This window comes from Azoarcus sp. KH32C (genome assembly GCF_000349945.1).
Taxonomy (GTDB): Bacteria; Pseudomonadota; Gammaproteobacteria; order Burkholderiales; family Rhodocyclaceae; genus Aromatoleum.
The window spans coordinates 3507084-3529534 of record NC_020516.1 but is presented as its reverse complement, the minus strand read 5'-3'; the positions used below and the strand labels follow the sequence as shown (position 1 = coordinate 3529534).

Sequence of the window (22451 nt, the reverse complement as noted above, 5' to 3'; positions counted from 1 at the left end):
CCTGCTCCGCGACTTCACTCCGGCTCTGCCCAGTGCGCCGCTGTGCATCACGCGCAGCGGCGTTTTCATTTCGGAATTTCAAATAAAGAGACAAATAGTTCAGAAATACGAAATTATGGTTGACGTCTGAAATTCGTCGACGTACATTTCAGTCAAGTATCGAATTCCGGAACAAATCATACCGAAATCGATATTTGAAATATCCAGAATTCTCGACAAGGAGACAGCACCAATGAGCGATCAAGACCGCCGCACGGTCGTCAGCGGCCCGCACAAGATGACCCCCTCGGAAGCCTTCGTGGAAACCATGGTCGCCAATGGCGTGACCGACATGTTCGGGATCATGGGTTCCGCGTTCATGGACGCGATGGACATCTTCGCCCCGGCCGGCATCCGGCTGATCCCGGTGGTGCATGAGCAGGGCGCCGGCCACATGGCCGACGGCTTTTCGCGCGTTTCCGGCCGCCACGGTGTCGTGATCGGCCAGAACGGCCCCGGCATCAGCAACTGCGTGACCTCGATCGCGGCGGCCTACTGGGCGCACAGCCCGGTGGTGATCGTGACGCCCGAGACCGGCACGATGACGATGGGCCTCGGCGGCTTCCAGGAATGCAAGCAGCTGCCGATGTTCCAGGAATTCACCAAGTACCAGGGCCACGTGACGCATCCCGCCCGGATGGCCGAATACACCGGCCGCTGCTTCGACCGCGCGATGAGCGAGATGGGCCCGACCCAGCTCAACATCCCGCGCGACTACTTCTACGGCGAGATCACCTGCGAGATCCCCAAGCCCAGCCGCCTCGACCGCGGCGCGGGCGGGGAGGCGAGCCTGAACGAAGCGGCCGAGCTGCTGGCGACCGCCAAGTTCCCGGTGATCATCTCCGGCGGCGGCGTCGTGATGGCCGATGCGGTCGAGGAGTGCAAGGCGCTCGCCGAACGCTTGGGCGCGCCGGTCGTGAATAGCTACCTGCACAACGACTCCTTCCCCGCGAGCCATCCGCTGTGGTGCGGCCCGCTCGGCTATCAGGGCTCGAAGGCGGCGATGAAGCTCATGAGCCAGGCCGACGTGGTCATCGCGCTCGGCTCGCGCCTCGGCCCCTTCGGCACGCTGCCGCAGCACGGCATGGACTATTGGCCGAAGAACGCCAAGATCATCCAGATCGACGCCGACAACAAGATGCTCGGCCTCGTGAAGAAGATCTCGGTGGGCATCTGCGGCGACGCCAAGGCCGCGGCCATCGCGCTGACCCAGCGTCTCGCGAACCGCGCCCTCGAATGCGACGCCACCAAGGCGCAGCGCGCCGAGAAGATCGCCGCCGAGAAAGCCGCCTGGGAGCGTGAGCTCGACGAATGGACGCACGAGCGTGACCCGTTCAGCCTCGACATGATCGAAGAGAACGCGAAGGAAAAGACCTTCAACGGCGGTCATTACCTGCATCCCCGCCAGGTCCTGCGCGAACTCGAAAAGGCGATGCCGCCCGACGTGATGGTGTCGACCGACATCGGCAACATCAACTCGGTCGCCAACAGCTATCTGCGCTTCGAGAAGCCCCGCAGCTTCTTCGCCGCGATGAGCTTCGGCAACTGCGGCTACGCCTTCCCGACGATCATCGGCGCCAAGGTCGCCGCGCCGCATCGCCCGGCAGTGTCCTATGCCGGCGATGGCGCCTGGGGCATGAGCCTGATGGAGACGATGACCTGCGTGCGCCACAACATCCCGGTGACGGCGGTGGTCTTCCACAACCGCCAATGGGGCGCCGAGAAGAAGAACCAGGTGGACTTCTACAACCGCCGCTTCGTCGCCGGCGAGCTTGACAACCAGAGCTTCGCGGAGATCGCGCGCGCGATGGGCGCGGAGGGCATCACGGTGGATCGGCTGGAGGACGTGGGCCCGGCGCTGAAGAAGGCCATCGACCTGCAGATGAACCACGGCAAGACCTGCATCATCGAGATCATGTGCACGCGCGAACTGGGCGACCCCTTCCGCCGCGATGCGCTGTCGAAGCCGGTGCGTCACCTCGACAAGTACAAGGACTACGTCTGATCCGTAGTGCCTGAAGAAGGCGGGGCGGCCCACGAGGTCGCTCCGCCGCCACCCGACATCCTCACCGGACCCCGATCCCAATGACCACTCAAACAACATATGCGCCGCCTGCGATGTTCAGCGAGGTGCGCGTGCTGATGCCGGGCTTCATGCTGTGCGCCGTGATCGCCGTCGCGGCGACCTTCATCTCCGAACACTACGGCGGCCCCCAGTTCCTCTACGCGCTGCTGATGGGCATCGCCTTCCATTTCCTGTCCGACACCGAAAAATGCATGCCGGGCATCGAAGCCTCTGCGAAGAAGCTCGTGCGCTTCGGCGTCGCGCTGCTCGGGGCGCGCATCGTCGCGAGCGACGTCAGCGACCTCGGCCTCGTCGGCGTCGGCGCACTGGTCGGCGCGGTCGTGCTGACGATCAGCTTCGGCATCCTGCTCGCCCGCATCCTCGGCCTGCCTCCGATGCTGGGCCTGCTGTCCGGCGGCGGCACCGGCATCTGCGGCATCTCCGCGACGCTCGCGATCTCCTCGACGTTGCCGCAGACCCGCGAGACCGAACGCTACACGCTGCTCACGGCGATCGGCATCGCGATCTTCTCTACCGTGGCGATGGTGCTCTATCCGCTGGTCGTCAAGGCCTGTGGGCTTTCGACGAGCGAAGCCGGCCTCTTCCTCGGCGGCTCGATCCATGACGTCGCCCAGGTCGTCGGCGCGGGCCTGATCATCTCGCCCGAGGTCGGCGACGCCGCGACGCTCGCGAAGATGTTCCGCGTCGCGATGCTGATGCCGGTCGTCGTCGTGCTCGCGCTCGTCTTCCACGGCGAGCGCAAGAAGCAGAACGGCGGCGACGGCAAGAAGACGCCCGTCCTGCCGCTCTTCCTCGTCGCCTTCGCCGCGCTCGCGGCGCTGAACAGCCTGGGCCTGCTGTCGCATGGATTCGTCGAGGCGAGTTCGACGCTGTCGCGCTGGTGCCTCGTGATCTCGATCGCCGCGCTCGGCGTCAAGACCTCGCTCGAAAAGCTGGCCGCCCTCGGCTGGAAGCCCATCGTGCTGATGTCCGGCGAAGCGCTCTTCGTCGCCGGCTACATGCTGCTGGTGGTGTACGCGAGCCGCCTGATCGCGGCGCATTGAGGGGCTGAAAATGGATTCCCTCACGATCGAACTCAACGGCGCCCCGCACGACATGCGCCAGGGCGAAACGCTGCACGACCTGATCGGGACGCTCGGCCTGCTCGGCAAGCGCGTCGCGGTCGCGGTCAATCGCGAGGTGATTCCGTCGCCGCGCTGGCGCAAGCAGATCCTGTTTCCGTCTGATCGCGTCGAAGTCGTCGTCGCGATCGGCGGCGGTTGAATACCAAAGAGGAGACGACATGAAACTGCACGACATGCCTGGTCAAGCACCGTGCGTCACGGCGGACGAGGGCCTGACGATCGCCGGCAAGACCTACGCGTCGCGCCTGCTGGTCGGCACCGGGAAATACCGCGACTTCGACGAGACGCGGGCCGCGGTCGATGCGAGCGGCACGGACATCGTCACGGTCACGATCCGCCGCGTAAACATCGGCCAGCACGCGAACGAACCGAGCCTGCTCGACGCCGTGCCGCCCGACCGCTTCACGATCTTGCCCAACACCGGCGGCTGCTACACCGCGAAGGATGCCGTCTACACGCTGCAACTCGCCCGCGAACTACTCGACGGCCACCCCCTGTGCAAGCTCGAAGTGCTCGGCGACGAGAAGACGCTCTTCCCGAACATGCCCGAGACGCTCAAAGCCGCCGAAACGCTCGTCAAGGACGGCTTCGACGTGATGGTCTATTGCAGCGACGACCCGATCCAGGCGCGCATCCTCGAAGACATCGGCTGCGTCGCGGTGATGCCGCTCGCGAGCCTGATCGGCTCCGGCATGGGCATCCTCAACCCGTGGAACCTGTCGCTGATCATCGAGCAGGCGCGGGTGCCGGTGATCGTCGACGCGGGCGTCGGCACGGCGTCGGATGCCGCGATCGCGATGGAACTAGGCTGCGACGGCGTGCTGATGAATACCGCCATCGCCGGCGCCCGTGAGCCGATCCGCATGGCCCGCGCAATGCGCCTCGCGGTCGAGGCGGGCAGGGAAGCCTTTCTCGCCGGCCGAATCCCGCGCCGCTTCGCCGCCTCGCCGTCGTCGCCGATGGCCGGCCGCATCGCGTGAACGGAGAACAATCGAGATAAATTCCGAAAAATAAATAAAAACGTTTCGATATTTGAAACTTTATCTTGACACTTCAGCGACGCCGTCCTAATGTAAATCAAGTTTCAAAAATCGGTACAAATCGTATCGTATTAACTAGAATTTAGATCGCAGGAGACAGATTCCCATGAGCAACCTCGCCGCCACCCCGATCCGCAACGAAGTCACCGCCGACACCCTCAAAGCCTTCGCGGACGCCTGGAACCGTCATGACATCGAAGCCCTGATGAGCTTCATGGCCGAAGACTGCGTCTTCCACGCCGTCGCCGGCCCCGGGCTCTTCGGCAAGAGTTTCGAAGGCCGCGATGCCGTACGCGCCGGCTTCCAGCTCGCGTGGCAGACCTTCCCGGACGCGGCCTGGCTCGACGGCGAACACTTCGTCTGCGGCGACCGCGGCGTATCGGAATCGACCTTCGCGGGCACCAAGGCCGACGGCACCCGCATCGAGGCGCGCATGGTCGACGTCTTCACCTTCCGCGACGGCAAGATCGCGGTCAAGAACGCCTACCGCAAGGACCGCCCGCCGGTCGCCAAGGGAAGCAACTGAGCACCCTCGCCGGACACATCAGGAGTCGGGACATGGAAGCCATTGCAGAGAAGCGGATCGTAACGAACGCAGGCGCAACGCCCGCCGCGCGCCCCTACGATCCCGCCTACGACCCGCTGGTAGCGGCGACGCCGGGACAGGGCCGCGACTACGCGCCGACCTACTGGATCGGCACCGCCGGCGAGCCGCCTGCCGACGACGGCCCGGTCACGCACGACATCGACGTCGACGTCGCGATCATCGGCTCCGGCTTCACCGGCCTCACCGCCGCGATCTCGCTCGCCGAGAAGTACGGCATCAAGGCGACCGTGCTCGAAGCCAATCGCACGGCCTGGGGCTGCAGCACGCGCAACGGTGGCCAGGCCCAGTGCGCCTCCGGGCGGCTCAAACGCTCGCAGTGGATCGAGCGCTACGGCCTCGACACCGCGCTGCGCCTGCATGAGGAAATCTGCGACGCGATGCAGAACTTCAAGGAGATGATCAAGGACATCGACTGCGACCCGCAGCCCGGCGGCCATCTCTACATCGCCCACAAGCCGCGCGTGATGCCGGTGCTGGAGAAGGAAGCGAAGATCCTGCGCGAGGTCTTCAACTACGACGCCCGCATCCTCGACGCCGACACCGTCAAGCGCCAATACGTCGACGACAAGGAAGCCGCAGGTGCGATGCACGAACCGGAAGGCATCGGCATCCACGCCGGCAAGCTCGCCTTCGGCTACCTGAAGAAGGCGCGCGCGCTGGGCGTCAAGGTCCATCCCGCGAGCCCCGTGATGGGCTGGGAAACGAAGAACGGCGTGCATTACCTGAAGACGCCGGGCGGCATCGTACGCGCCCGCGCGGTCGGCATCGCGACCGGCGGCTACACCTCGAATGGCCTCCACCGCGAACTCAAGAATCGCCTGCTGCCGATCCTGTCGAACTCCATCGTCACGCGCCCGCTGACCAAGGCCGAGATCGACGCCTGCAACTTTCGCACGACCCAGGTCATCACCGACACCCGCATCCTGCGCCACTACTACCGGCTGCTGCCCGACGGCCGCGTGCAGATCGGCAGCCGCAGCGCGATCACAGGCCGCGACGCGCCCGATGACAAGTACAAGCAGTTCCTCATCCGCGACCTGCACCGCAAGTTTCCGGCGCTCGAAGGCATCCAGATCGACTACTCGTGGTGGGGCTGGGTGGATGTCAGCCACGACATGATGCCGCGCATCTACCAGCCGGACCCGAGGCAGACCATCTACTACGCCCTCGGCTACGGCGGCAACGGCGTCATGTACTCGGCGCAGGCCGGGCGGCGCCTCGCCGAGAACATCGCCGGCATCCGCACGCCGGAACTCCCGATCTTCCGCTCCAGGCTCCCGTTCCCGAACGTGCGCGAGATGGTCGAATCGGAACTCTTCGCCCCGTTCCGACGCTTCGGCCAGTGGTGGCTCTACCGCTGGTACCACTTCAAGGACGAAGTCCTCTAAGCCAGTCGGCTTTTCCGTTCCGGCTCACATCCAGCCTGTGGTGACGCGGATTTCCGCGCCGCCAGGGCCCCGGTCCATCCGAATCTTGCAGTCCGAGGGAGGGAGTTGCCTACCGCATAGCGAAGTTTCAAGCAGCCCGGCCGCTGCGATCCATAGCGCCCACGAGAGCGTGCGCGGCAGCCGAAGACACACCATCGAAGGAGACAAGCCATGAACAGCATCAAGCGTATTGTTGGACGCATCGTAGGGTCGGTACTCGTAGGCACCACCGTCGTCGCCGGAAGCGCGTTTGCCGAGCAGAAGGAAGTCACCATCGCCTACCAGCAGATCGTCGGCCCGCTGCTCGTCGCGATCGCCGACGGCAGCGTCGAGAAGGCCACCGGCTACAAGGTCAAGTGGCGGCAGTTCGAATCCGGCGCCAAGGTCGCGACCGCGATGACCTCCGGCGACGTGCAGATCGGCGTCATCGGCTCCAGTCCGGTGACCGCTGCGGTGAGCCGCGATGTCGACATCCAGCTCTTCTGGATCCTCGACGACATCAACGAAGCGGAAGCCCTGGTCGTACGCAACGGCTCCGGCATCGACAAGCCGCAAGACCTCAAGGGCAAGAAGCTCGGTACCCCCTTCGTCTCCACCACGCACTTCCACACCATGTACGCCCTCGAGCAGTGGGGCCTGAAGCCTTCCGACGTGCAGGTGCTCAACATGCAGCCCAACCAGATCGCCGCCGCCTGGGAACGCGGTGACATCGACGCCGCCTACGTCTGGGATCCCGCGCTCGCCCGCATCAAGCAGTCCGGCAAGGTCATGATCACCTCCGGCGAACTGAGCAAGAAAGGCAAGGCGACCTTCGACGGCATGGCCGCGAACCGCGCCTGGGCCGAGGCCAACCCCGAGTTCATGGCGAAATTCGTCAAGGCCATCGCCGATGCCGACGCCTCCTACCGCAACAACCCGCAGTCCTGGACCGCCGACTCCCCGCAGGTGAAGGCCATCGTCAAGGCTATCGGCGGCGACGCCAGCGAAGCCGCGGCAGCGCTGAAACTCTACCGCTACCCGTCACTGGAAGAGCAGGCCTCCAGCGCCTGGCTCGGTGGCGGCCAGCAGGGCGGGGTCGGCAAGGCGCTCAAGGCGACCGCCGAATTCCTCAAGGACCAGAAGCGCATCGACACGCTCGCGCCCGACTACGGCAAGTACGTGACGCCGAAATACGTCGAAGCGGCGCTGAAGCTGCACTGAGCCGTCGGCCCCCGCCCCACAGAGCAACAGGAGAAATCCCATGGACAGCCTCCACATCCAGGGCGTCAGCGTGGTCTACCCGGGGCATCGCCCCGGGGAGCAGGTACATGCGCTCGACAACATCAACCTCAGCATCGACAGCGGCGACTTCGTCGTCGCTCTCGGCGCCTCGGGCTGCGGCAAGACCACGCTGCTGAGCCTGATGGCGGGCTTCATCTCGCCGTCCTCCGGCCAGATCCAGCTCGGCGGCCGACGCGTGCAAGGCCCCGGCTCGGACCGCGGCGTCGTGTTCCAGAAGCACGCGCTGCTGCCCTGGCTCAACGTCATGGAGAACACCGAGTTCGGCCTCAAGCTGCAGGGCGTGCCCAAGGCCGAGCGTCGCGAGCGCGCCGCGCGCAACCTCAAGCTCGTCGGCCTGCAGGACTTCCACCGGCACATGATCTACCACCTCTCGGGTGGCATGCAGCAGCGCGTCGGCATCGCCCGCGCGCTCACCTGCAACCCCGCGATGCTGCTGATGGACGAACCGATGGCGGCGCTCGACGCGCTGACCCGGGAGACCATCCAGGAGCTGCTGCTCGACGTCTGGCAGAAGACGAACAAGATGTTCTTCTTCATCACCCACAGTGTCGAAGAGGCGCTCTTCCTCGCCAGCCGCCTGATCGTCATGTCTCCGCGCCCCGGGCGCATCACGCACACCTACGATCTCGACTTTAACCGTCGATTCCTCGAATCCCGCGATGCCCGCGCGGTGAAGTCCAGTCCGGACTTCATCAAGATGCGCGAGAAGGTGCTCGGCATCATCTACGGCGACGAACGCGGCAATGCCGCAGAACAAGAGGTGGCCCATGCCGCGTAAATCGAACACTGCCACGCGTCTCGCGCCGTCGGCAGGACAGGGGGGCGCGATCGCCATGCACATTCCGAACGAAAGCGTCGCCTCGCCCGGACTGCTCTCCCGGCTCTTCGCGACGCGCTCGGTCAAGCCCGGCCAGGCCTTCGGCGCGCCGGGGCAGGGCGGCAGCTCGATGATCAGCTCCGTCACGATCGCCATGCTCCTCGGGCTGTGGTTCCTCGTCACGTCCGCGGGTTGGGTGAAGCCGCTCTTCCTGCCGTCGCCCGGCGCGGTGATCGACAAGTTCGTCGCCGTCTCGACCGAAGGCTTCGCCGGCGCGACGCTGCTCGAACACGCGCTGACGAGCCTCGCCCGCGTGATGGGCGCCTTCCTGCTCGCCTGCAGCACGGCGATCCCGATCGGCGTGCTGATGGGCGTCAACCGCGTCGCGCGCGGCGTGTTCGATCCCCCGATCGAGCTCTACCGCCCGCTGCCGCCGCTCGCCTACCTGCCGATGGTCATCATCTGGTTCGGCATCGGCGAGTTCTCGAAGGTCTACCTGATCTTCCTCGCGATCTTCGCGCCGATGGCGATCGCTGCCCGCTCCGGCGTGCGCTCGGTGTCGATGGAGCAAATCCACGCCGCCTACTCGATGGGCGCGAGCCGAACGCAGGTGATCTTCCATGTGATCCTCAAGGCGGCGATCCCCGAGGTCTTCACCGGCATGCGCATCGGCATCGGCGTCGGCTGGTCGACCCTCGTCGCCGGCGAGATGGTGGCTTCCACCAAGGGCCTCGGCTTCATGGTCCTCAATGCCGCCGAGTTCCTCGCCAGCGACATCGTGATCATGGGCATCCTCGTCATCGGCCTCTTCGCCTTCGCCTTCGACGTGATGATGCGCTACGTCGAGCGCCTGCTGGTGCCCTGGAAAGGCAAGGTGTGATGCATCGCGGCCCCGCCCCGGATTCACTCCCCGGGGCGGGGCCGTCCAGTCCCGTCGATTAGTTCTCAAAGCGGCAACGCAGCCGGATGCCAGCCCTCGAAGACCAACAAGACCGGCTGATGGCCGCTGTCCCGAACCTGCGCCGCTATGCGCGCGCCCTCATCGGCAATCGATCGCGGGCGGACGACTTGGTCCGGGACACCCTCGAATACGCCTGCTCTCGGACGGCCACACGCCCGTGTCCGCAGGACATCCGTCCCTGCCTTCTCGGCATCATGCACCAGCGCTATTTTGCGGGGGGCGGTCGCGAGGTTTCCGGCGGAAGCCCCGTCAGAACATCCGAAGCCAGCCCCGTCGACGCAGCACTCCAGGCCTTGCCCGATGAGCAGCGGGCAATCCTGCTGCTTATCGTCCTTGAGCGCATGACCTGCGAGGAAGTGGCGAGCGTGATCGGGTGGTCTGTGGCCTCGGTCATCGGCTCGCTGTCGCTCGGCCGCGACAAACTGCGCACACAGTTGGATACGGCTGCCCGGGCTTCCCTCCCGTAGGCTATCGTTTCAGAAGAGTGTCCCGTTGTCATGGGCGCTCACTGCTACGAGCCCTGAATCCTCAAGGAACCCGAGCATGTACCTTCACCCCGTCATTCTTTCCGGCGGTTCCGGAACCCGGCTGTGGCCGCTGTCCCGCGAGCAATATCCCAAACAACTGCTCGCCCTGACCGGCGACGAGACCATGCTGCAACAGACCGCGACGCGGCTCAGCGGTTTTACCGGCGCGCTGCAGGTCGCCTCCGAGTCCATCGTCGTCTGCAACGAGGAATACCGCTTCATCACGGCCGAACAAATGCGTGCCGCCGGTTGTCCCTCGCACCACATCATCCTGGAGCCTGTCGGTCGCAACACCGCGCCAGCCCTGACTCTTGCCGCATTGACCGTGCAGCGTGAGTTCGGTGAAGGCGTGTTGCTCGTGATGCCGGCCGATCATGTGATCCGCGACATCGAAGCCTTTCACCGCGCCGTTGCCCTTGGGCTCGACGCCGCGGTGGAGGGGGCGATGGTGACCTTCGGCATTGTCCCCGAGCGCGCCGAAATCGGTTACGGCTACATCCGCATCGGAGACGAGACGGCGCCGGGCGTACACGACGTCTCGGCCTTCGTCGAAAAGCCCGATGCGGACACGGCAGCCCAATACCTCGCGAGCGGCGACTACCTCTGGAACAGCGGCCTCTTCATGGTTCGCTCGGACGTCTGGCTGAAAGCCATCGGGCATTTCAATCCGGAGATGCTTGCCGCCTGCTCGGCCGGCATCGATGCCGAAACGCGAGACGCGGATTTCGTCCGCGTCGGCCGTGAGGCCTTCGAAGCCTGCCCGTCGGATTCGATCGACTACGCCGTGATGGAGCGCCTGGCGCAAACGCCCGAACTCGGCATCCCTCCGCGCGTGGTACCGATGTCGGTCGGCTGGTCCGATGTCGGCGCCTGGGACGCCCTGTGGGCGCTGGCCGAGCGCGACGACGCCGGCAACTCCGCGCGCGGCGACGTCCTGCTCGAAGCCACCCGCGATACCCTGGTCCACGCCACGAGTCGCATGGTCGCCTGCCTCGGCGTCGAGGATCTGGTGATCGTGGAAACCGCGGACGCCGTGATGGTCGCGCGCAAGGCCAGCACCCAGGACGTGAAGAAGATCGTCGCACGCCTCAAGGCCGAGAAGCGTCCGCAGGCCTTCGCCCACCGCAAGATCCATCGTCCTTGGGGCTGTTACGACGCGATCGACGGCGGCGGGCGCTTCCAGGTCAAGCGCATCGAGGTCAAGCCCGGCGCGTCGCTGAGCCTGCAGATGCATCACCATCGCGCCGAACACTGGGTCGTCGTCCGCGGCACCGCGAAGGTGACGCGCGGCGAAGAAACCTTCCTGCTCACCGAAAACCAGTCGACCTACATCCCGCTCGGCGTCACGCACCGCCTCGAAAACCCGGGCAAGCTCACGCTGGAAATCATCGAGGTCCAGTCGGGGAGCTATCTCGGCGAGGACGATATCGTCCGCTTCGAGGATACCTACGGCCGCCGCTGAAGGGCGGCCGGGGAGGGGATTACCAGAGCTGCCACCACGGGCGGTCGACCTTCGGGCCGCCCGCCATGTACACGCTGTTCGGGAAGTTCTTCTGCAGCACCCGTTCCGCATCGTCGCGCAGATCGGTCATGCCCAGCGCGTCGTAGCTCTTCACCAGCACCACCAGCGCCTCTTCGATCGCCGGCGTCTGCGGGTAGGTCTTCAGCGCCGCCTGGGCGCGGTTGATCGCCGCCACGTACGCGCCCCGACGGAAGTAGTAACGCGCAACGTGCACCTCGTGCTGCGCCAGCGCATTCACCAGGTACTGCATGCGCAGACGGGCGTCGTCGGCGTACTTGCTCTCCGGGAAGCGCGTTACCAACTGGCTGAACGTGTCGAACGACTCCTGGGCGGCCTTCGGGTCGCGCTCGGACAGATCCTGGTTCGACAGCCCCGCGAGCAGGCCCAAATCCTCGTTGAAGGTGGCCAGCCCCTTCAGGTAATACACGTAGTCGACGTTCGGATGGTTCGGATGCAGCTTGATGAAGCGATCCGCGGCCGCGATCGCCAGCGCCGGCTCGCTCGACTTGTACTGCGCGTAGGCCGTTTCGATCTGCGCCTGCTGTGCGAAACGCCCGTACGGATAGCGCGCTTCAAGCTTCTCGTAGAGCTTGATCGCCTGGTCGTAATACCCGTCAGTCATGAACTGCTTGGCTTCGGTATAAAGCCGCTGCGCACTCCAGCCCGCCGTTTCATCAACCTGTTCGGGCAACAGGCCGCAGCCGCCGAGCAGCAACGCCCCGATAACCGCTAAACTTCGAAGGGTGAACCTAGCCATCGAAAACACTCGCGTGAATGAACCGGACGATTATAGCCCACAGGACGACCCCGCTTTGTACCACCAGCTGACGATTCCGGCCGAGTGTGCCGGATTGCGCCTCGATCAGGCGCTCGCCCAGCTCTTCCCTGCGCACTCGCGCAGCCGCTTGCAGGGCTGGCTGAAGGCCGGGCGTGTGCTGCTCAATGGCGGTCAGCAGGACGCGAAGCTCAAGGTCTGGGGTGGCGAGACGCTCGAAGTCAGCGCGCTGCCCACCCCCGAGGAGGTCGCCGAGGCGCCCGAAGACATCCCGCTCGACGTCGTCTTCGAGGACGACACGCTGCTCGTGATCAACAAGCCGGTCGGCCTCGTCGTCCATCCGGGCAGCGGCAACTGGAGCGGGACCCTGCTCAACGCGCTGCTGCACCACGCGCCCGCGGTCGCGTCTGTCCCGCGTGCCGGGATCGTGCATCGCCTCGACAAGGACACCAGCGGCCTGCTCGTCGTCGCCAAGACCCTCGAAGCCCAGACCGACCTCGTCCGCCAGTTGCAGGCGCGCACCGTCAAGCGCCACTACCTCGCGCTCGTGCATCGGCTCATCACCGGCCCGGGCATCGTCGACGAGCCCATCGGGCGCCACCCGACGAACCGCACCCGCATGGCCGTGGTGCAATCCGGCCGCCCGGCCGTCACGCGCTACTTCGTCCGCGAGCAGTTCGCTCGCTCGACGCTCGTCGAATGCCAGCTCGAAACCGGGCGCACGCACCAGATCCGCGTGCATATGGCCCACATCGGCCATCCGCTCGTCGGCGATGCGACCTACGGCCTGCGCCGTTGCGGCAACCCCATCCTCGACGGCTTCCCGCGGCAGGCGCTGCACGCCTACCGTCTCGGCCTGATCCACCCATCGAGCGGGGACGAAATGTCCTGGCAGGCCAATCCTCCCACCGATTTCGCCGACCTGATCGCAATGCTCAGGCAGGAGGTGTCGCGATGAGTCCGGACTGGATCCAACCCGACTGGCCCGCTCCGTCCAACGTCCGCGCCTTCGTCACGACGCGGCACGGGGGCGTGAGTTCCGGCCCATACGCCAGCATGAATCTCGGCACCCACGTCGGCGATTCGCCGTCGGCGGTGGCGCAGAATCGGTGGCTGCTGCGAAGCTGCCTCCCCGCTGAGCCGCTGTGGCTCGAACAGGTTCATGGCATCGAGATCGCCGATGCCGATGCAGTCGCAGAGGGCACCCCGAAGGCCGACGCCTCGGTCGCAACCCGGCCTTCCGCCGTCTGCGCGATCATGACGGCCGACTGCCTGCCGGTGCTCTTCTGTGACGACATGGGCACGGTCGTCGCCGCCGCGCACGCCGGCTGGCGCGGTCTTGCCGCAGGCGTCCTCGATGCCGCCGTCGCACGCATGGCGGTCCCACCCGGCAGGATCCTGGCATGGATGGGGCCGGCGATCGGTCCCGACGCCTTCGAAGTCGGCGACGAGGTGCGCCAGGCATTCTGTGCCGGCAACCCGGCCGCCACCGACGCGTTCCGCCCCGCCGCGCAACGCGGCAAGTGGATGGCCGATCTCTTCCTCCTCGCCCGACTCCGCCTTGCTGCGCTCGGCGTGACGCGCATCTTCGGCGGCGGCGAATGCACCTGGTCCGACCCGCTGCGCTACTTCTCCTACCGCCGCGACGGCGTCACCGGTCGCATGGCCTCGCTCGTCTGGCTCGCGGACTGAAACTACCTGATTCGGGAATATCTACCCGCTATTCACTATTGCTTGTCATGGGAATCGGCTCTATCTTCTGCCCCTGTACCCTCTTCGGGTGCTCTTCGGCGAGTGCTCCGATGACGGGCGGGAGTGCCCGTGAGCCACAGGAACAGGGCGAGCGGCGCGATCCCCCAGAACACGAACGTGAGAATTCCGCCGATGACGGTGGTATCGGATGCGGCCGCCATCACGGCTACGTATAACCAGGCAATTGCGACAATGTACATGGGGTGCGATTTTATCCGCGCAAATTTGGCTCGGCACAGCGGCCTGCCGATGGCAAGATAATGGACGAAAGTACCAATGCGCGGAGCACGGCTTGCTCCGGAGTCTCGCCCCAGGAGTAGTTGATGTCCGAATCAGACAACAAGCAGTCGACAGCTGCGTTTCAGGTAATGCTTCAATTCGGCCAGACGATGGCCCAGAACTTCTTCGAGGGGGTCGCTCGCCAGCACGCAGCGATTCAGGACAGCAGCGGGGCCGCCGCCGCCAGCGTCCCGCTCCCCGAAACCGAAGCCTTCACACGCCTGCAGAATTCGTTCGCCGAGCGGCATATCACGCTCTGGAACACGCTGCTGCAGCGAAACCCCGGTGAAACCAGCGAGCCGGTGATCAGGCCGGAAGCGGGCGACCGTCGCTTCACCTCCGTTGAATGGGCCGAAAGCCCGGTCTTCGATTACGTGCGCCAGGCTTACCTGCTCAACGCTGATTTCCTCAAGCGCGTCGCCGAAGAGCTGCCGATGGCCGACGGACGCGCCAAATCCCGCGTCCAGTTCCTGACGCGCCAATACATCGACGCGCTCGCCCCCTCGAACTTCGCCGCGACGAATCCCGAGTTCATCAAAGCCGCGCTCGAGTCCAAGGGCGAGAGCATCACCCGCGGCCTCGAAAACCTGCTTGCCGACCTCGAGAAGGGCCGCATCTCGATGACCGACGACGCGGCCTTCGAAGTCGGCCGCAACATGGCCCTGACACCGGGTTCGGTCATCTACGAAAACGAGCTGATGCAGCTCATCCAGTACGCGCCGCTGACCGACAAGGTCGCCCAGGCGCCGCTGCTGATCGTGCCGCCCTGCATCAACAAGTTCTACATCTTGGATCTCCAGCCGGAAAACTCCCTGGTGCGCTTCGTCGTCGAGAAGGGCTACACCGTCTTCCTCGTCTCGTGGAAGAACCCGAAGGCGGACGAGGCCGCCTTCACTTGGGACGACTACATCGAAAAGGGCCCGCTCACGGCTCTCGACATCGTGCGCGCCGTCACGCGGGTCAAGAAACCGAACGTGCTGGGCTTCTGCGTCGGCGGCACCATCCTCACCTCTGCGCTCGCGGTGGCCAGGGCGCGCGGCGAGGATCCGGTCGCGAGCGTGACGTTGATGACCACCCTGCTGGATTTCGCCGATGCCGGCGAACTCGCCTGCCTCGTCGACGAGGCGAGCATCGCGGCACGCGAAGCGGCGATCGGCAAGGGCGGCCTCATGCCCGGGCAGGAGCTGGCGAACGTGTTCTCCTCTCTGCGCGCGAACGACCTCGTGTGGCAGTACGTCGTCGGCAACTACCTCAAGGGCAACAAGCCGCAGGCCTTCGACCTCCTGTACTGGAATTCCGACAGCACGAACCTCGCCGGGCCCTTCCTGACGTGGTATTTGCGCAACATGTATCTCGAGAACAATCTGCGCGTGCCGGGCAAGCTCAAGATGCTCGGCGTCAAGGTGGATCTCGGCAAAGTCAATGCCCCGGCCTATCTCCTGGCGACACGTGAAGACCACATCGTGCCATGGAAGGGGGCTTACCTGTCGCGCGGCCTGCTCGGCGGCGATACGACTTTCGTTCTCGGTGCGAGCGGCCACATCGCCGGTGCGATCAACCCGGCGTCGAAGAACCGGCGCAGCTACTGGGTCAACGACGTGAAGGCCGCGGACCCCGACGAATGGCTCGACAGCGCCGTCGAGAACAAGGGCAGTTGGTGGCTGCACTGGAGCAAGTGGCTCGCGCAGTTCGGCGGCAAGCAGGTCGCGGCGCGCGGCCGGCTCGGCAATGCCAAGTACGCGCCGATCGAACCGGCGCCCGGGCGCTACGTCAAGGAGAAAGCCTGATACAACCTCGCTCTCGCCCGGCGGAGAGAATAGGGAACAATAAGCAACAAGAATCTACCAGCGGCAGCGGATACGGGGGGCGCTGCCGGTATTGCTGGAAACCCTTCGAGAGACGAAACACGGGAGAGGAAATAGCATGGCACGAGTTGCGCTTGTGACGGGAGGTATGGGTGGTCTGGGCGAAGCAATTTGCATCAAGCTGTCGGCGCTGGGATACCGCGTCGTTACCACCCATTCGCCGGGCAACAACAAGGCGGCCGAATGGCTGCAGACCATGAACAACATGGGGTACGGTTTCAAGGCCTATCCGTGCGACGTATCTGATTTCGATGCCTGCAAGGCGTGTGTCGACACCGTGACGAGCGAAGTCGGCCCGATCGATGTCCTGGTCAATAACGCCGGTATCACCCGCGACATGACCTTCAAGAAGATGACCAAGGCGGACTGGGACGCCGTCATCAGCACCAACCTCGACAGCGTCTTCAACATGACTAAGCAGGTCATGGACGGCATGGTCGAGCGCAAGTGGGGCCGCGTGATCAACGTCTCGTCGGTGAATGGCCAGAAGGGCGCCTTCGGTCAGACCAACTACTCCGCCGCCAAGGCGGGCATGCACGGCTTTACCAAGGCCCTCGCACTGGAAGTCGCACGTTCCGGCGTCACTGTGAACACCATTTCTCCGGGCTACATCGGCACGAAGATGGTCATGGCGATTCCCCAGGAAATCCTCGAATCCAAGATCCTGCCGCAGATTCCGGTCTCGCGCCTCGGCAAACCGGAAGAGATCGCCGGACTGGTAGCTTACCTGGCATCGGAAGAAGCGGCCTTCGTGACCGGCGCCAACATCTCGATCAACGGCGGTCAGCACATGTTCTGATCCAGCTTCGCCTGGATCTGCCAACGGCGCGTTCCCGATTGGGGCCGCGCCGTTTTCTTTCGGGCCCGTTTTTTGCAGTGCAGCACATATGCCGAAAAGTGCCTATAATCCGAGAACTTTGCGGTAATGCATTGCCGCATGGTTGCCAGGGGGAGGCACGCGGCGAATCACAAGGGTGAGACTGATCGTGCTTCCTCATCCCGAATCTGCAAGAGGATTGCACTATGAGTCAGAAAGTCGCACTCGTTACCGGCGCAATGGGTGGTTTGGGCACCGCGATCTGTCAATCGCTGGCCCAGGATGGCCTCAAGGTCGTCGCCAACTGTCTGCCCGGTTTTCCTCAGAAGGACGAGTGGCTCGCCAAACAGAAGGAACTCGGCTTTGACTTCGTCGCCGCTGAAGGTGACGTGTCCGACTACGAATCCTGCAAGGCCATGGTTGCCAAGATCGAAGCCGAAGTCGGCCCGATCGAGATCCTGGTGAACAACGCCGGCATCACGCGTGACAAGTTCTTCCCGAAGATGGAGAAGGGCCAGTGGGATGCGGTGATCAACACCAACCTCAACAGCCTGTTCAACGTCACCCATCACGTGTCGCCGAAGATGGCCGAGCGTGGCTGGGGGCGCATCATCAATATCTCGTCGGTTAACGGCGTCAAGGGTCAGGCCGGCCAGACCAACTACTCGACCGCCAAGGCGGGCGTGCTGGGCTTCACGAAGGCGCTGGCGGCCGAGCTCGCGACCAAGGGCGTCACCGTCAACGCCATCGCCCCGGGCTACATCGGCACCGAGATGGTCATGGCGATCCGCGACGACATCCGCCAAGGCATCATCGACACCGTTCCGATGAAGCGTCTGGGAAAGCCGGAAGAAATCGGCGCCCTGTGCTCCTACCTCTCCTCCGAACTGGCCGGCTATGTGACCGGCGCCACCATCAACATCAACGGTGGCCTCCATATGTGCTGATGCGCAATCCGCGCGCGGCCCGTGGTTGCTCGACCCCGCCGAACGGCGGGGTTTTTATTTCCGCACCGCGGTATAATTTTCATACATGCAGAGCGGAATTCACCGCCGCCGAGGAGAGGTAGTGATGGTTGACCAGGCACGTCTTATCAAGAAGTATCCCAACCGTCGTCTTTACGACACCCGCACGAGTTCCTACATCACGCTGGCCGATGTGAAGGAGTTGGTATTGAGCCGCGAGGAATTCCAGGTCGTCGATGCGAAGACCGGTGAGGACCTGACCCGCAGCATCCTGCTTCAGATCATCCTCGAAGAGGAAGCCGGCGGCGCCCCGATGTTCACCAGCGATCTGCTGGCCCACATGATCCGGTTCTACGGCAATGCCACGCAGGGCATGATGGGCAAGTACCTTGAAAACAACATCAAGGCATTCACCGAAATGCAGGCCAAGCTGCAGGAGCAGTCGAAGGCGATCTACGGCGAGAACAGCACGGTCAGCCAGGACCTCTGGGCCCAGTTCCTGAATTTCCAGGGACCGGCGCTGCAGAGCGTGATGGGAACCTACGTCGACCAGAGCAAGAAAATGTTCTCGCAGATGCAGGAGCAGATCGAGAATCAGACGCGTAACATGTTCACTGGCTTCCAGTTCCCCAACTACAGCCCCGCCGCCCGGGAACCTCAGGGTGGTGGCACGTCGTCCTCTTCGGGTCAGGCCACGGAGAAGGGCGATGCAGCTTCGACGACCAAGACTGGTCGTTCCAACCAGAAATAAGACGGCGCGCGGGCCTGACCGGGTGCCGCGCGTATCGCAGTAGAGAGCATGACCCCGACGAAAAAACTCGACGTGCCGCGTGTCGGCTTCGTTTCCCTTGGCTGTCCGAAGGCGACAGTCGATTCCGAACACATCCTCACGCGCCTGCGCGCCGAGGGCTACGATATCTCCGGCAGCTACGACGACGCAGACCTCGTGGTCGTAAATACCTGCGGCTTCATCGATGCCGCGGTCGAAGAGTCGCTCGACGCAATTGGCGAGGCGCTCGCCGAGAACGGCAAGGTGATTGTCACGGGCTGCCTCGGAGCCAAGGACGACGTCGTCCTCGCCGCGCATCCTCAGGTGCTCGCCGTCACCGGCCCGCACGCGACCGATGCCGTGATGAAGGCCGTGCATCAGCACCTGCCCAAGCCGCACGACCCGTTCACCGACCTCGTGCCGCCTCAGGGGATCCGGCTGACGCCGGGGCATTACGCCTATCTCAAGATTTCCGAGGGCTGCAATCACCGCTGCACCTTCTGCATCATTCCGTCGATGCGTGGCGACCTCGTCTCGCGTCCGATTCACGAAGTGATGCGCGAGGCCGAAGCGCTGGTCGATGCCGGCGTGAAGGAACTGCTGATCGTCTCGCAGGACACCAGTGCCTACGGCGTCGACACCAAGTACCGGACTGGCTTCTGGAACGGCCGCCCGCTCAAGACGCGCCTGTACGACCTCGCGAAGGCGCTGGGTGAGCTCGGCGTCTGGGTGCGGATGCACTACGTGTATCCCTATCCGAGCGTCGACGAGCTGATCCCGCTGATGGCCGAAGGCAAGATCCTGCCTTACCTCGACGTCCCCTTCCAGCACGCCAGCCCGCGCATCCTCAAAGCGATGAAGCGGCCTGCCAACGCCGAGAATGTGCTCGAGCGTGTGCGCAAATGGCGCTGCATCTGCCCGGACCTGACGATCCGCTCGACCTTCATCACCGGCTTCCCGGGCGAGACAGACGAAGATTTCGAGATGCTGCTCAACTTCCTCGAAGAGGCTCAGCTCGATCGCGTCGGTGCGTTCGCCTATTCGCCGGTCGAGGGGGCGGAAGCCAATCAGCTCGCCGATCCGGTTCCGGATGAAGTCCGCGAGGAGCGCCGCTTGCGTCTGATGGAGTTCCAGGAAGACATTTCCACGCAGCGGCTCGAGCGCTGGATCGACCGCGAGGTGACGGTGCTCGTCGACGAAATCGACGAAGAGGGCGCGATCGCGCGCTCGCCGGCTGATGCCCCCGAGATCGACGGCCTGGTCATCATCCCGAACGGCGAACACCTCGAACCCGGGGAGTTCGCGCGAGTCAGGATCACGGACTGCGACGTCCACGACCTGTATGCCGAGCCGATAAGCTCATGAGTCGACTGATCGCCTGACATGTTCGAGTCAGCCCCGCACCCGCCCGCCACGACAGGCCCGACGATCGGGATTGCCTTGGGGAGCGGCGCAGCGCGGGGCTGGGCTCACCTGGGTGTCCTGCGGGTGCTCGCCCAGGAAGGAATCGAGCCGCACGTCGTCTGCGGTGCCTCGGTCGGGGCATTCGTCGGTGCCGCGCTTGCCTCGGGTGATCTGGTCAAGCTCACCGATTGGGCCGAATCCCTCAAATGGAAGGACGTCGTCTCCCTCCTCGATGTGAGTCTGCGCGGCGGGCTGATCAAGGGCCAGAAGCTTATCCGCTTCTTCGAGCGCAATTTCGTCGATCGCGACTTCTCCGAACTCGACCGCCGTTTTGCCTGTGTTGCCACTGAGCTGGAAACGGGGCGCGAACTCTGGTTGCGCGAAGGGAGCGTTGCCGCGGCGGTGCGTGCCTCGATCGCAATGCCTGGTTTGCTGACACCCGTCATCCGGCACGGTCGTGTCCTTGTTGACGGCGGCCTCGTCAATCCGGTGCCCGTGTCGCTGTGCCGGGCGATGGGCGCTGATCTCGTGATTGCTGTGGATCTCGGGTCCGATCTCGTCGGGAAGGCCGTTCGGCCGGCAGCCGAACCGGAGAGCGAGGCCGGCTGGACCGAGCGCGTCCTCGCGCGCTTCGGGCGCACCGTTACCGGCGGCAACGGTGCCGAGCCGAAGGAGCCGCGCCCGGCGGCGGCGGACGTCGCGGACGCCCCGTCGCTGATCACGGTCCTCGCCTCAAGCATCAGCATCATGCAGGTGCGCATTGCACGTAGCCGTCTGGCCGGAGAGCCCGCGGAAGTCCTGATCGCCCCTCGTCTCGGCCATCTCGGCCCTTTGGATTTCCATCGCGCGCGTGAAGCCATCGCCGAAGGCGAGGCCGCCGCGACGCATATGCTGCCCGCCTTGCGCTACGCCTTGAAGCAGTACTGAAACGGTTCGCGAGACATGACTGAATTCATCCAGGCGCTGATCGACACTGTCGGAGAGCCACAGGTCTTGACTGGGGCGGACGCGATGGGTCCCTATCTGAACGACTGGCGGGGCCGCTACCGCGGCAATGCCATCGCCGTCGTTCGGCCAACCGACGTCGACCAAGTTTCCGCGGTCGTGCGCGCTTGTGTGGCGTCCGGCGTCGCGATCGTCCCCCAAGGCGGCAATACGGGCCTCTGCGGCGGTGCCACCCCGCTGGAGGATGGCCAGTCCGTGGTGCTCAGCCTGTCGCGCATGAATCGGATTCGAGGCGTCGATGCGGCCAACAACGCGCTTGTCGCCGAAGCGGGCTGCACCTTGGCCGCCGTGCAGCAAGCCGCTGCCGACGCGAATCGCCTGTTCCCGCTGTCGCTCGCGTCCGAGGGGAGCTGCCAGGTCGGCGGCAATATCTCGACCAACGCTGGCGGGGTGCATGTGCTGCGCTACGGCAACATGCGCGACCTGGTGCTGGGACTCGAGGTCGTGCTGCCCGACGGGCGTGTCTGGGAGGGCCTGCGTGGCCTGCGCAAGGACAATACCGGGTACGACCTCAAGCAGCTCTTCGTCGGGGCCGAAGGAACTCTCGGCGTCGTCACGGCGGCCTGTCTGAAGCTATTTCCGCGTCCGCGCGCGCGCGCTGTCGCGTGGGCGGCGGTTGCGGACGCCGAGCGTGCAATTTCTCTGCTCGGATTTCTGCGCGACCATTGCGGCGATCGAATCAACGCCTTCGAGATCATCGGTCGCCCGGCGCTGGAACTTGTGTTGCAGCACATCCCGGGCGCCCGGGCGCCATTGAGCGGGGCAGGGGAGTGGTCCGTCCTGATCGAGCTGGCCGACTTCGTCGGTGCGACCGAAGTGCGCCAGTTGCTGGAGCAGGCGCTGGGCGCCGCGACCGAGGTGGGGCTGATGGACAATGCCGTCCTGGCGGCGTCGGAAGCCCAGGAGAACGCCTTGTGGGCGCTGCGGGAGAATATCTCCGAAGCTCAGAAGGTGGAAGGCGTCAGCATCAAGCACGACGTGTCCGTGCCCATAAGCAGCATTCCCGAATTCCTCTCACGTGCGAGGGCGGCCTTGCTGGCCCGCTGGCCGGACGTCAGGATCGTCGCATTCGGCCACATTGGGGACGGGAACCTGCACTACAATCTTTCGAAACCCGATGCCTTGGATAACAAGGCATTCATCGGCCGGACGGGAGAAGTGAATCGGATCGTGCATGACCTGGTCGTCGAACTCCACGGATCGATTTCGGCGGAGCACGGTCTAGGGCAGTTGAAGCGTGGCGAAAACGCCCGCTACAAGTCGGAGGTGGAGCTGGATCTCATGCGCGCGGTGAAGTCGGCCCTCGACCCGCATGGTTTGATGAACCCGGGAAAAGTCCTGTAATCACGAAAAAAATGCGCCCGATGAAAGAAAGGGGTTTACAGGGTC

The 22451-nt window shown here is 64.6% G+C and carries 22 protein-coding genes; 20 read left to right on the top strand and 2 right to left on the bottom strand.

The window, feature by feature from the left end; all coding sequences use genetic code 11:
- Positions 1 to 232 precede the first annotated feature (232 nt).
- From xsc to AZKH_RS15560, 11 genes are all read left to right on the top strand, one after another.
- Positions 233 to 2044 carry a sulfoacetaldehyde acetyltransferase gene (gene xsc, locus AZKH_RS15610; RefSeq protein ID WP_015436752.1) on the top strand — a complete coding sequence of 604 codons (1812 nt, stop codon included), beginning with the start codon at positions 233 to 235 and terminating at the stop codon, positions 2042 to 2044.
- 80 nt (positions 2045 to 2124) lie between these two features.
- On the top strand, positions 2125 to 3168 hold the full coding sequence (locus AZKH_RS15605) for a YeiH family protein (RefSeq protein WP_041656258.1): 1044 nt from the start codon (positions 2125 to 2127) through the stop codon (positions 3166 to 3168).
- A 10-nt stretch (positions 3169 to 3178) separates the two neighbouring features.
- Positions 3179 to 3388: a sulfur carrier protein ThiS gene (gene thiS / locus AZKH_RS15600; protein ID WP_015436750.1), complete on the top strand. Its 210-nt coding sequence runs from the start codon at positions 3179 to 3181 to the stop codon at positions 3386 to 3388.
- Positions 3389 to 3422: 34 nt separating this feature from the next.
- Positions 3423 to 4229 (top strand): thiazole synthase, encoded by an 807-nt coding sequence (locus AZKH_RS15595; protein ID WP_172642495.1) that lies wholly within the window; start codon positions 3423 to 3425, stop codon positions 4227 to 4229.
- A gap of 166 nt (positions 4230 to 4395) precedes the next feature.
- Positions 4396 to 4815 (top strand): nuclear transport factor 2 family protein, encoded by a 420-nt coding sequence (locus tag AZKH_RS15590; protein WP_015436748.1) that lies wholly within the window; start codon positions 4396 to 4398, stop codon positions 4813 to 4815.
- A 32-nt stretch (positions 4816 to 4847) separates the two neighbouring features.
- Positions 4848 to 6284 carry an FAD-binding oxidoreductase gene (locus AZKH_RS15585; protein WP_015436747.1) on the top strand — a complete coding sequence of 479 codons (1437 nt, stop codon included), beginning with the start codon at positions 4848 to 4850 and terminating at the stop codon, positions 6282 to 6284.
- Between the two features lie 210 nt (positions 6285 to 6494).
- Positions 6495 to 7523: a taurine ABC transporter substrate-binding protein gene (gene tauA / locus AZKH_RS15580; RefSeq protein WP_015436746.1), complete on the top strand. Its 1029-nt coding sequence runs from the start codon at positions 6495 to 6497 to the stop codon at positions 7521 to 7523.
- Between the two features lie 40 nt (positions 7524 to 7563).
- The gene (locus tag AZKH_RS15575) at positions 7564 to 8382 is read left to right on the top strand and encodes a taurine ABC transporter ATP-binding protein (protein WP_015436745.1); all 819 of its coding nucleotides are present in this window, start codon (positions 7564 to 7566) and stop codon (positions 8380 to 8382) included.
- Positions 8372 to 9301 (top strand): ABC transporter permease subunit, encoded by a 930-nt coding sequence (locus AZKH_RS15570; protein WP_015436744.1) that lies wholly within the window; start codon positions 8372 to 8374, stop codon positions 9299 to 9301. Before AZKH_RS15575 ends, AZKH_RS15570 begins: the two co-directional genes overlap by 11 nt.
- 86 nt (positions 9302 to 9387) lie before the next feature.
- Entirely contained in the window at positions 9388 to 9849 is a 462-nt protein-coding gene (locus tag AZKH_RS15565; protein WP_015436743.1) for a sigma factor-like helix-turn-helix DNA-binding protein, read from the top strand.
- Positions 9850 to 9925: 76 nt separating this feature from the next.
- Entirely contained in the window at positions 9926 to 11371 is a 1446-nt protein-coding gene (locus tag AZKH_RS15560; protein ID WP_015436742.1) for a mannose-1-phosphate guanylyltransferase/mannose-6-phosphate isomerase, read from the top strand.
- Between the two features lie 19 nt (positions 11372 to 11390).
- Here the strand turns inward: AZKH_RS15560 and AZKH_RS15555 are convergent, their stop codons facing one another.
- The gene (locus AZKH_RS15555) at positions 11391 to 12188 is read right to left on the bottom strand and encodes an outer membrane protein assembly factor BamD (protein ID WP_041656256.1); all 798 of its coding nucleotides are present in this window, start codon (positions 12186 to 12188) and stop codon (positions 11391 to 11393) included.
- A gap of 13 nt (positions 12189 to 12201) precedes the next feature.
- On the opposite strand from AZKH_RS15555, the gene rluD reads away from it, so the two are divergent.
- Together rluD and pgeF are read left to right on the top strand one after the other, a co-directional pair.
- Positions 12202 to 13164, top strand: coding sequence for a 23S rRNA pseudouridine(1911/1915/1917) synthase RluD (gene rluD / locus AZKH_RS15550; RefSeq protein WP_231874419.1), 963 nt, complete (start codon positions 12202 to 12204; stop codon positions 13162 to 13164).
- Positions 13161 to 13898 carry a peptidoglycan editing factor PgeF gene (pgeF, locus tag AZKH_RS15545; protein WP_015436739.1) on the top strand — a complete coding sequence of 246 codons (738 nt, stop codon included), beginning with the start codon at positions 13161 to 13163 and terminating at the stop codon, positions 13896 to 13898. The genes rluD and pgeF overlap by 4 nt, the downstream gene beginning before the upstream one ends.
- Positions 13899 to 13933: 35 nt before the next feature.
- Here the strand turns inward: pgeF and AZKH_RS27695 are convergent, their stop codons facing one another.
- Positions 13934 to 14158: a hypothetical protein gene (locus AZKH_RS27695; RefSeq protein WP_015436738.1), complete on the bottom strand. Its 225-nt coding sequence runs from the start codon at positions 14156 to 14158 to the stop codon at positions 13934 to 13936.
- A gap of 123 nt (positions 14159 to 14281) precedes the next feature.
- On the opposite strand from AZKH_RS27695, the gene phaC reads away from it, so the two are divergent.
- The 7 genes from phaC to AZKH_RS15505 all read left to right on the top strand — a co-directional run bounded on the left by phaC (position 14282) and on the right by AZKH_RS15505 (position 22406).
- Positions 14282 to 16024: a class I poly(R)-hydroxyalkanoic acid synthase gene (gene phaC / locus AZKH_RS15535; RefSeq protein WP_015436737.1), complete on the top strand. Its 1743-nt coding sequence runs from the start codon at positions 14282 to 14284 to the stop codon at positions 16022 to 16024.
- Positions 16025 to 16160: 136 nt separating this feature from the next.
- Positions 16161 to 16901, top strand: coding sequence for a beta-ketoacyl-ACP reductase (locus AZKH_RS15530; RefSeq protein WP_015436736.1), 741 nt, complete (start codon positions 16161 to 16163; stop codon positions 16899 to 16901).
- Positions 16902 to 17125: 224 nt separating this feature from the next.
- Positions 17126 to 17866: a beta-ketoacyl-ACP reductase gene (locus AZKH_RS15525; protein ID WP_015436735.1), complete on the top strand. Its 741-nt coding sequence runs from the start codon at positions 17126 to 17128 to the stop codon at positions 17864 to 17866.
- A gap of 124 nt (positions 17867 to 17990) precedes the next feature.
- Entirely contained in the window at positions 17991 to 18635 is a 645-nt protein-coding gene (phaR, locus tag AZKH_RS15520; protein WP_015436734.1) for a polyhydroxyalkanoate synthesis repressor PhaR, read from the top strand.
- Between the two features lie 48 nt (positions 18636 to 18683).
- Entirely contained in the window at positions 18684 to 20018 is a 1335-nt protein-coding gene (gene rimO / locus AZKH_RS15515) for a 30S ribosomal protein S12 methylthiotransferase RimO (RefSeq protein WP_015436733.1), read from the top strand.
- Between the two features lie 18 nt (positions 20019 to 20036).
- A complete protein-coding gene (locus tag AZKH_RS15510) occupies positions 20037 to 20984 on the top strand; it encodes a patatin-like phospholipase family protein (RefSeq protein WP_015436732.1) in 948 nt (315 codons plus the stop codon).
- 15 nt (positions 20985 to 20999) lie between these two features.
- A complete protein-coding gene (locus AZKH_RS15505; protein ID WP_015436731.1) occupies positions 21000 to 22406 on the top strand; it encodes an FAD-binding oxidoreductase in 1407 nt (468 codons plus the stop codon).
- The last annotated feature ends 45 nt before the right edge of the window (positions 22407 to 22451 follow it).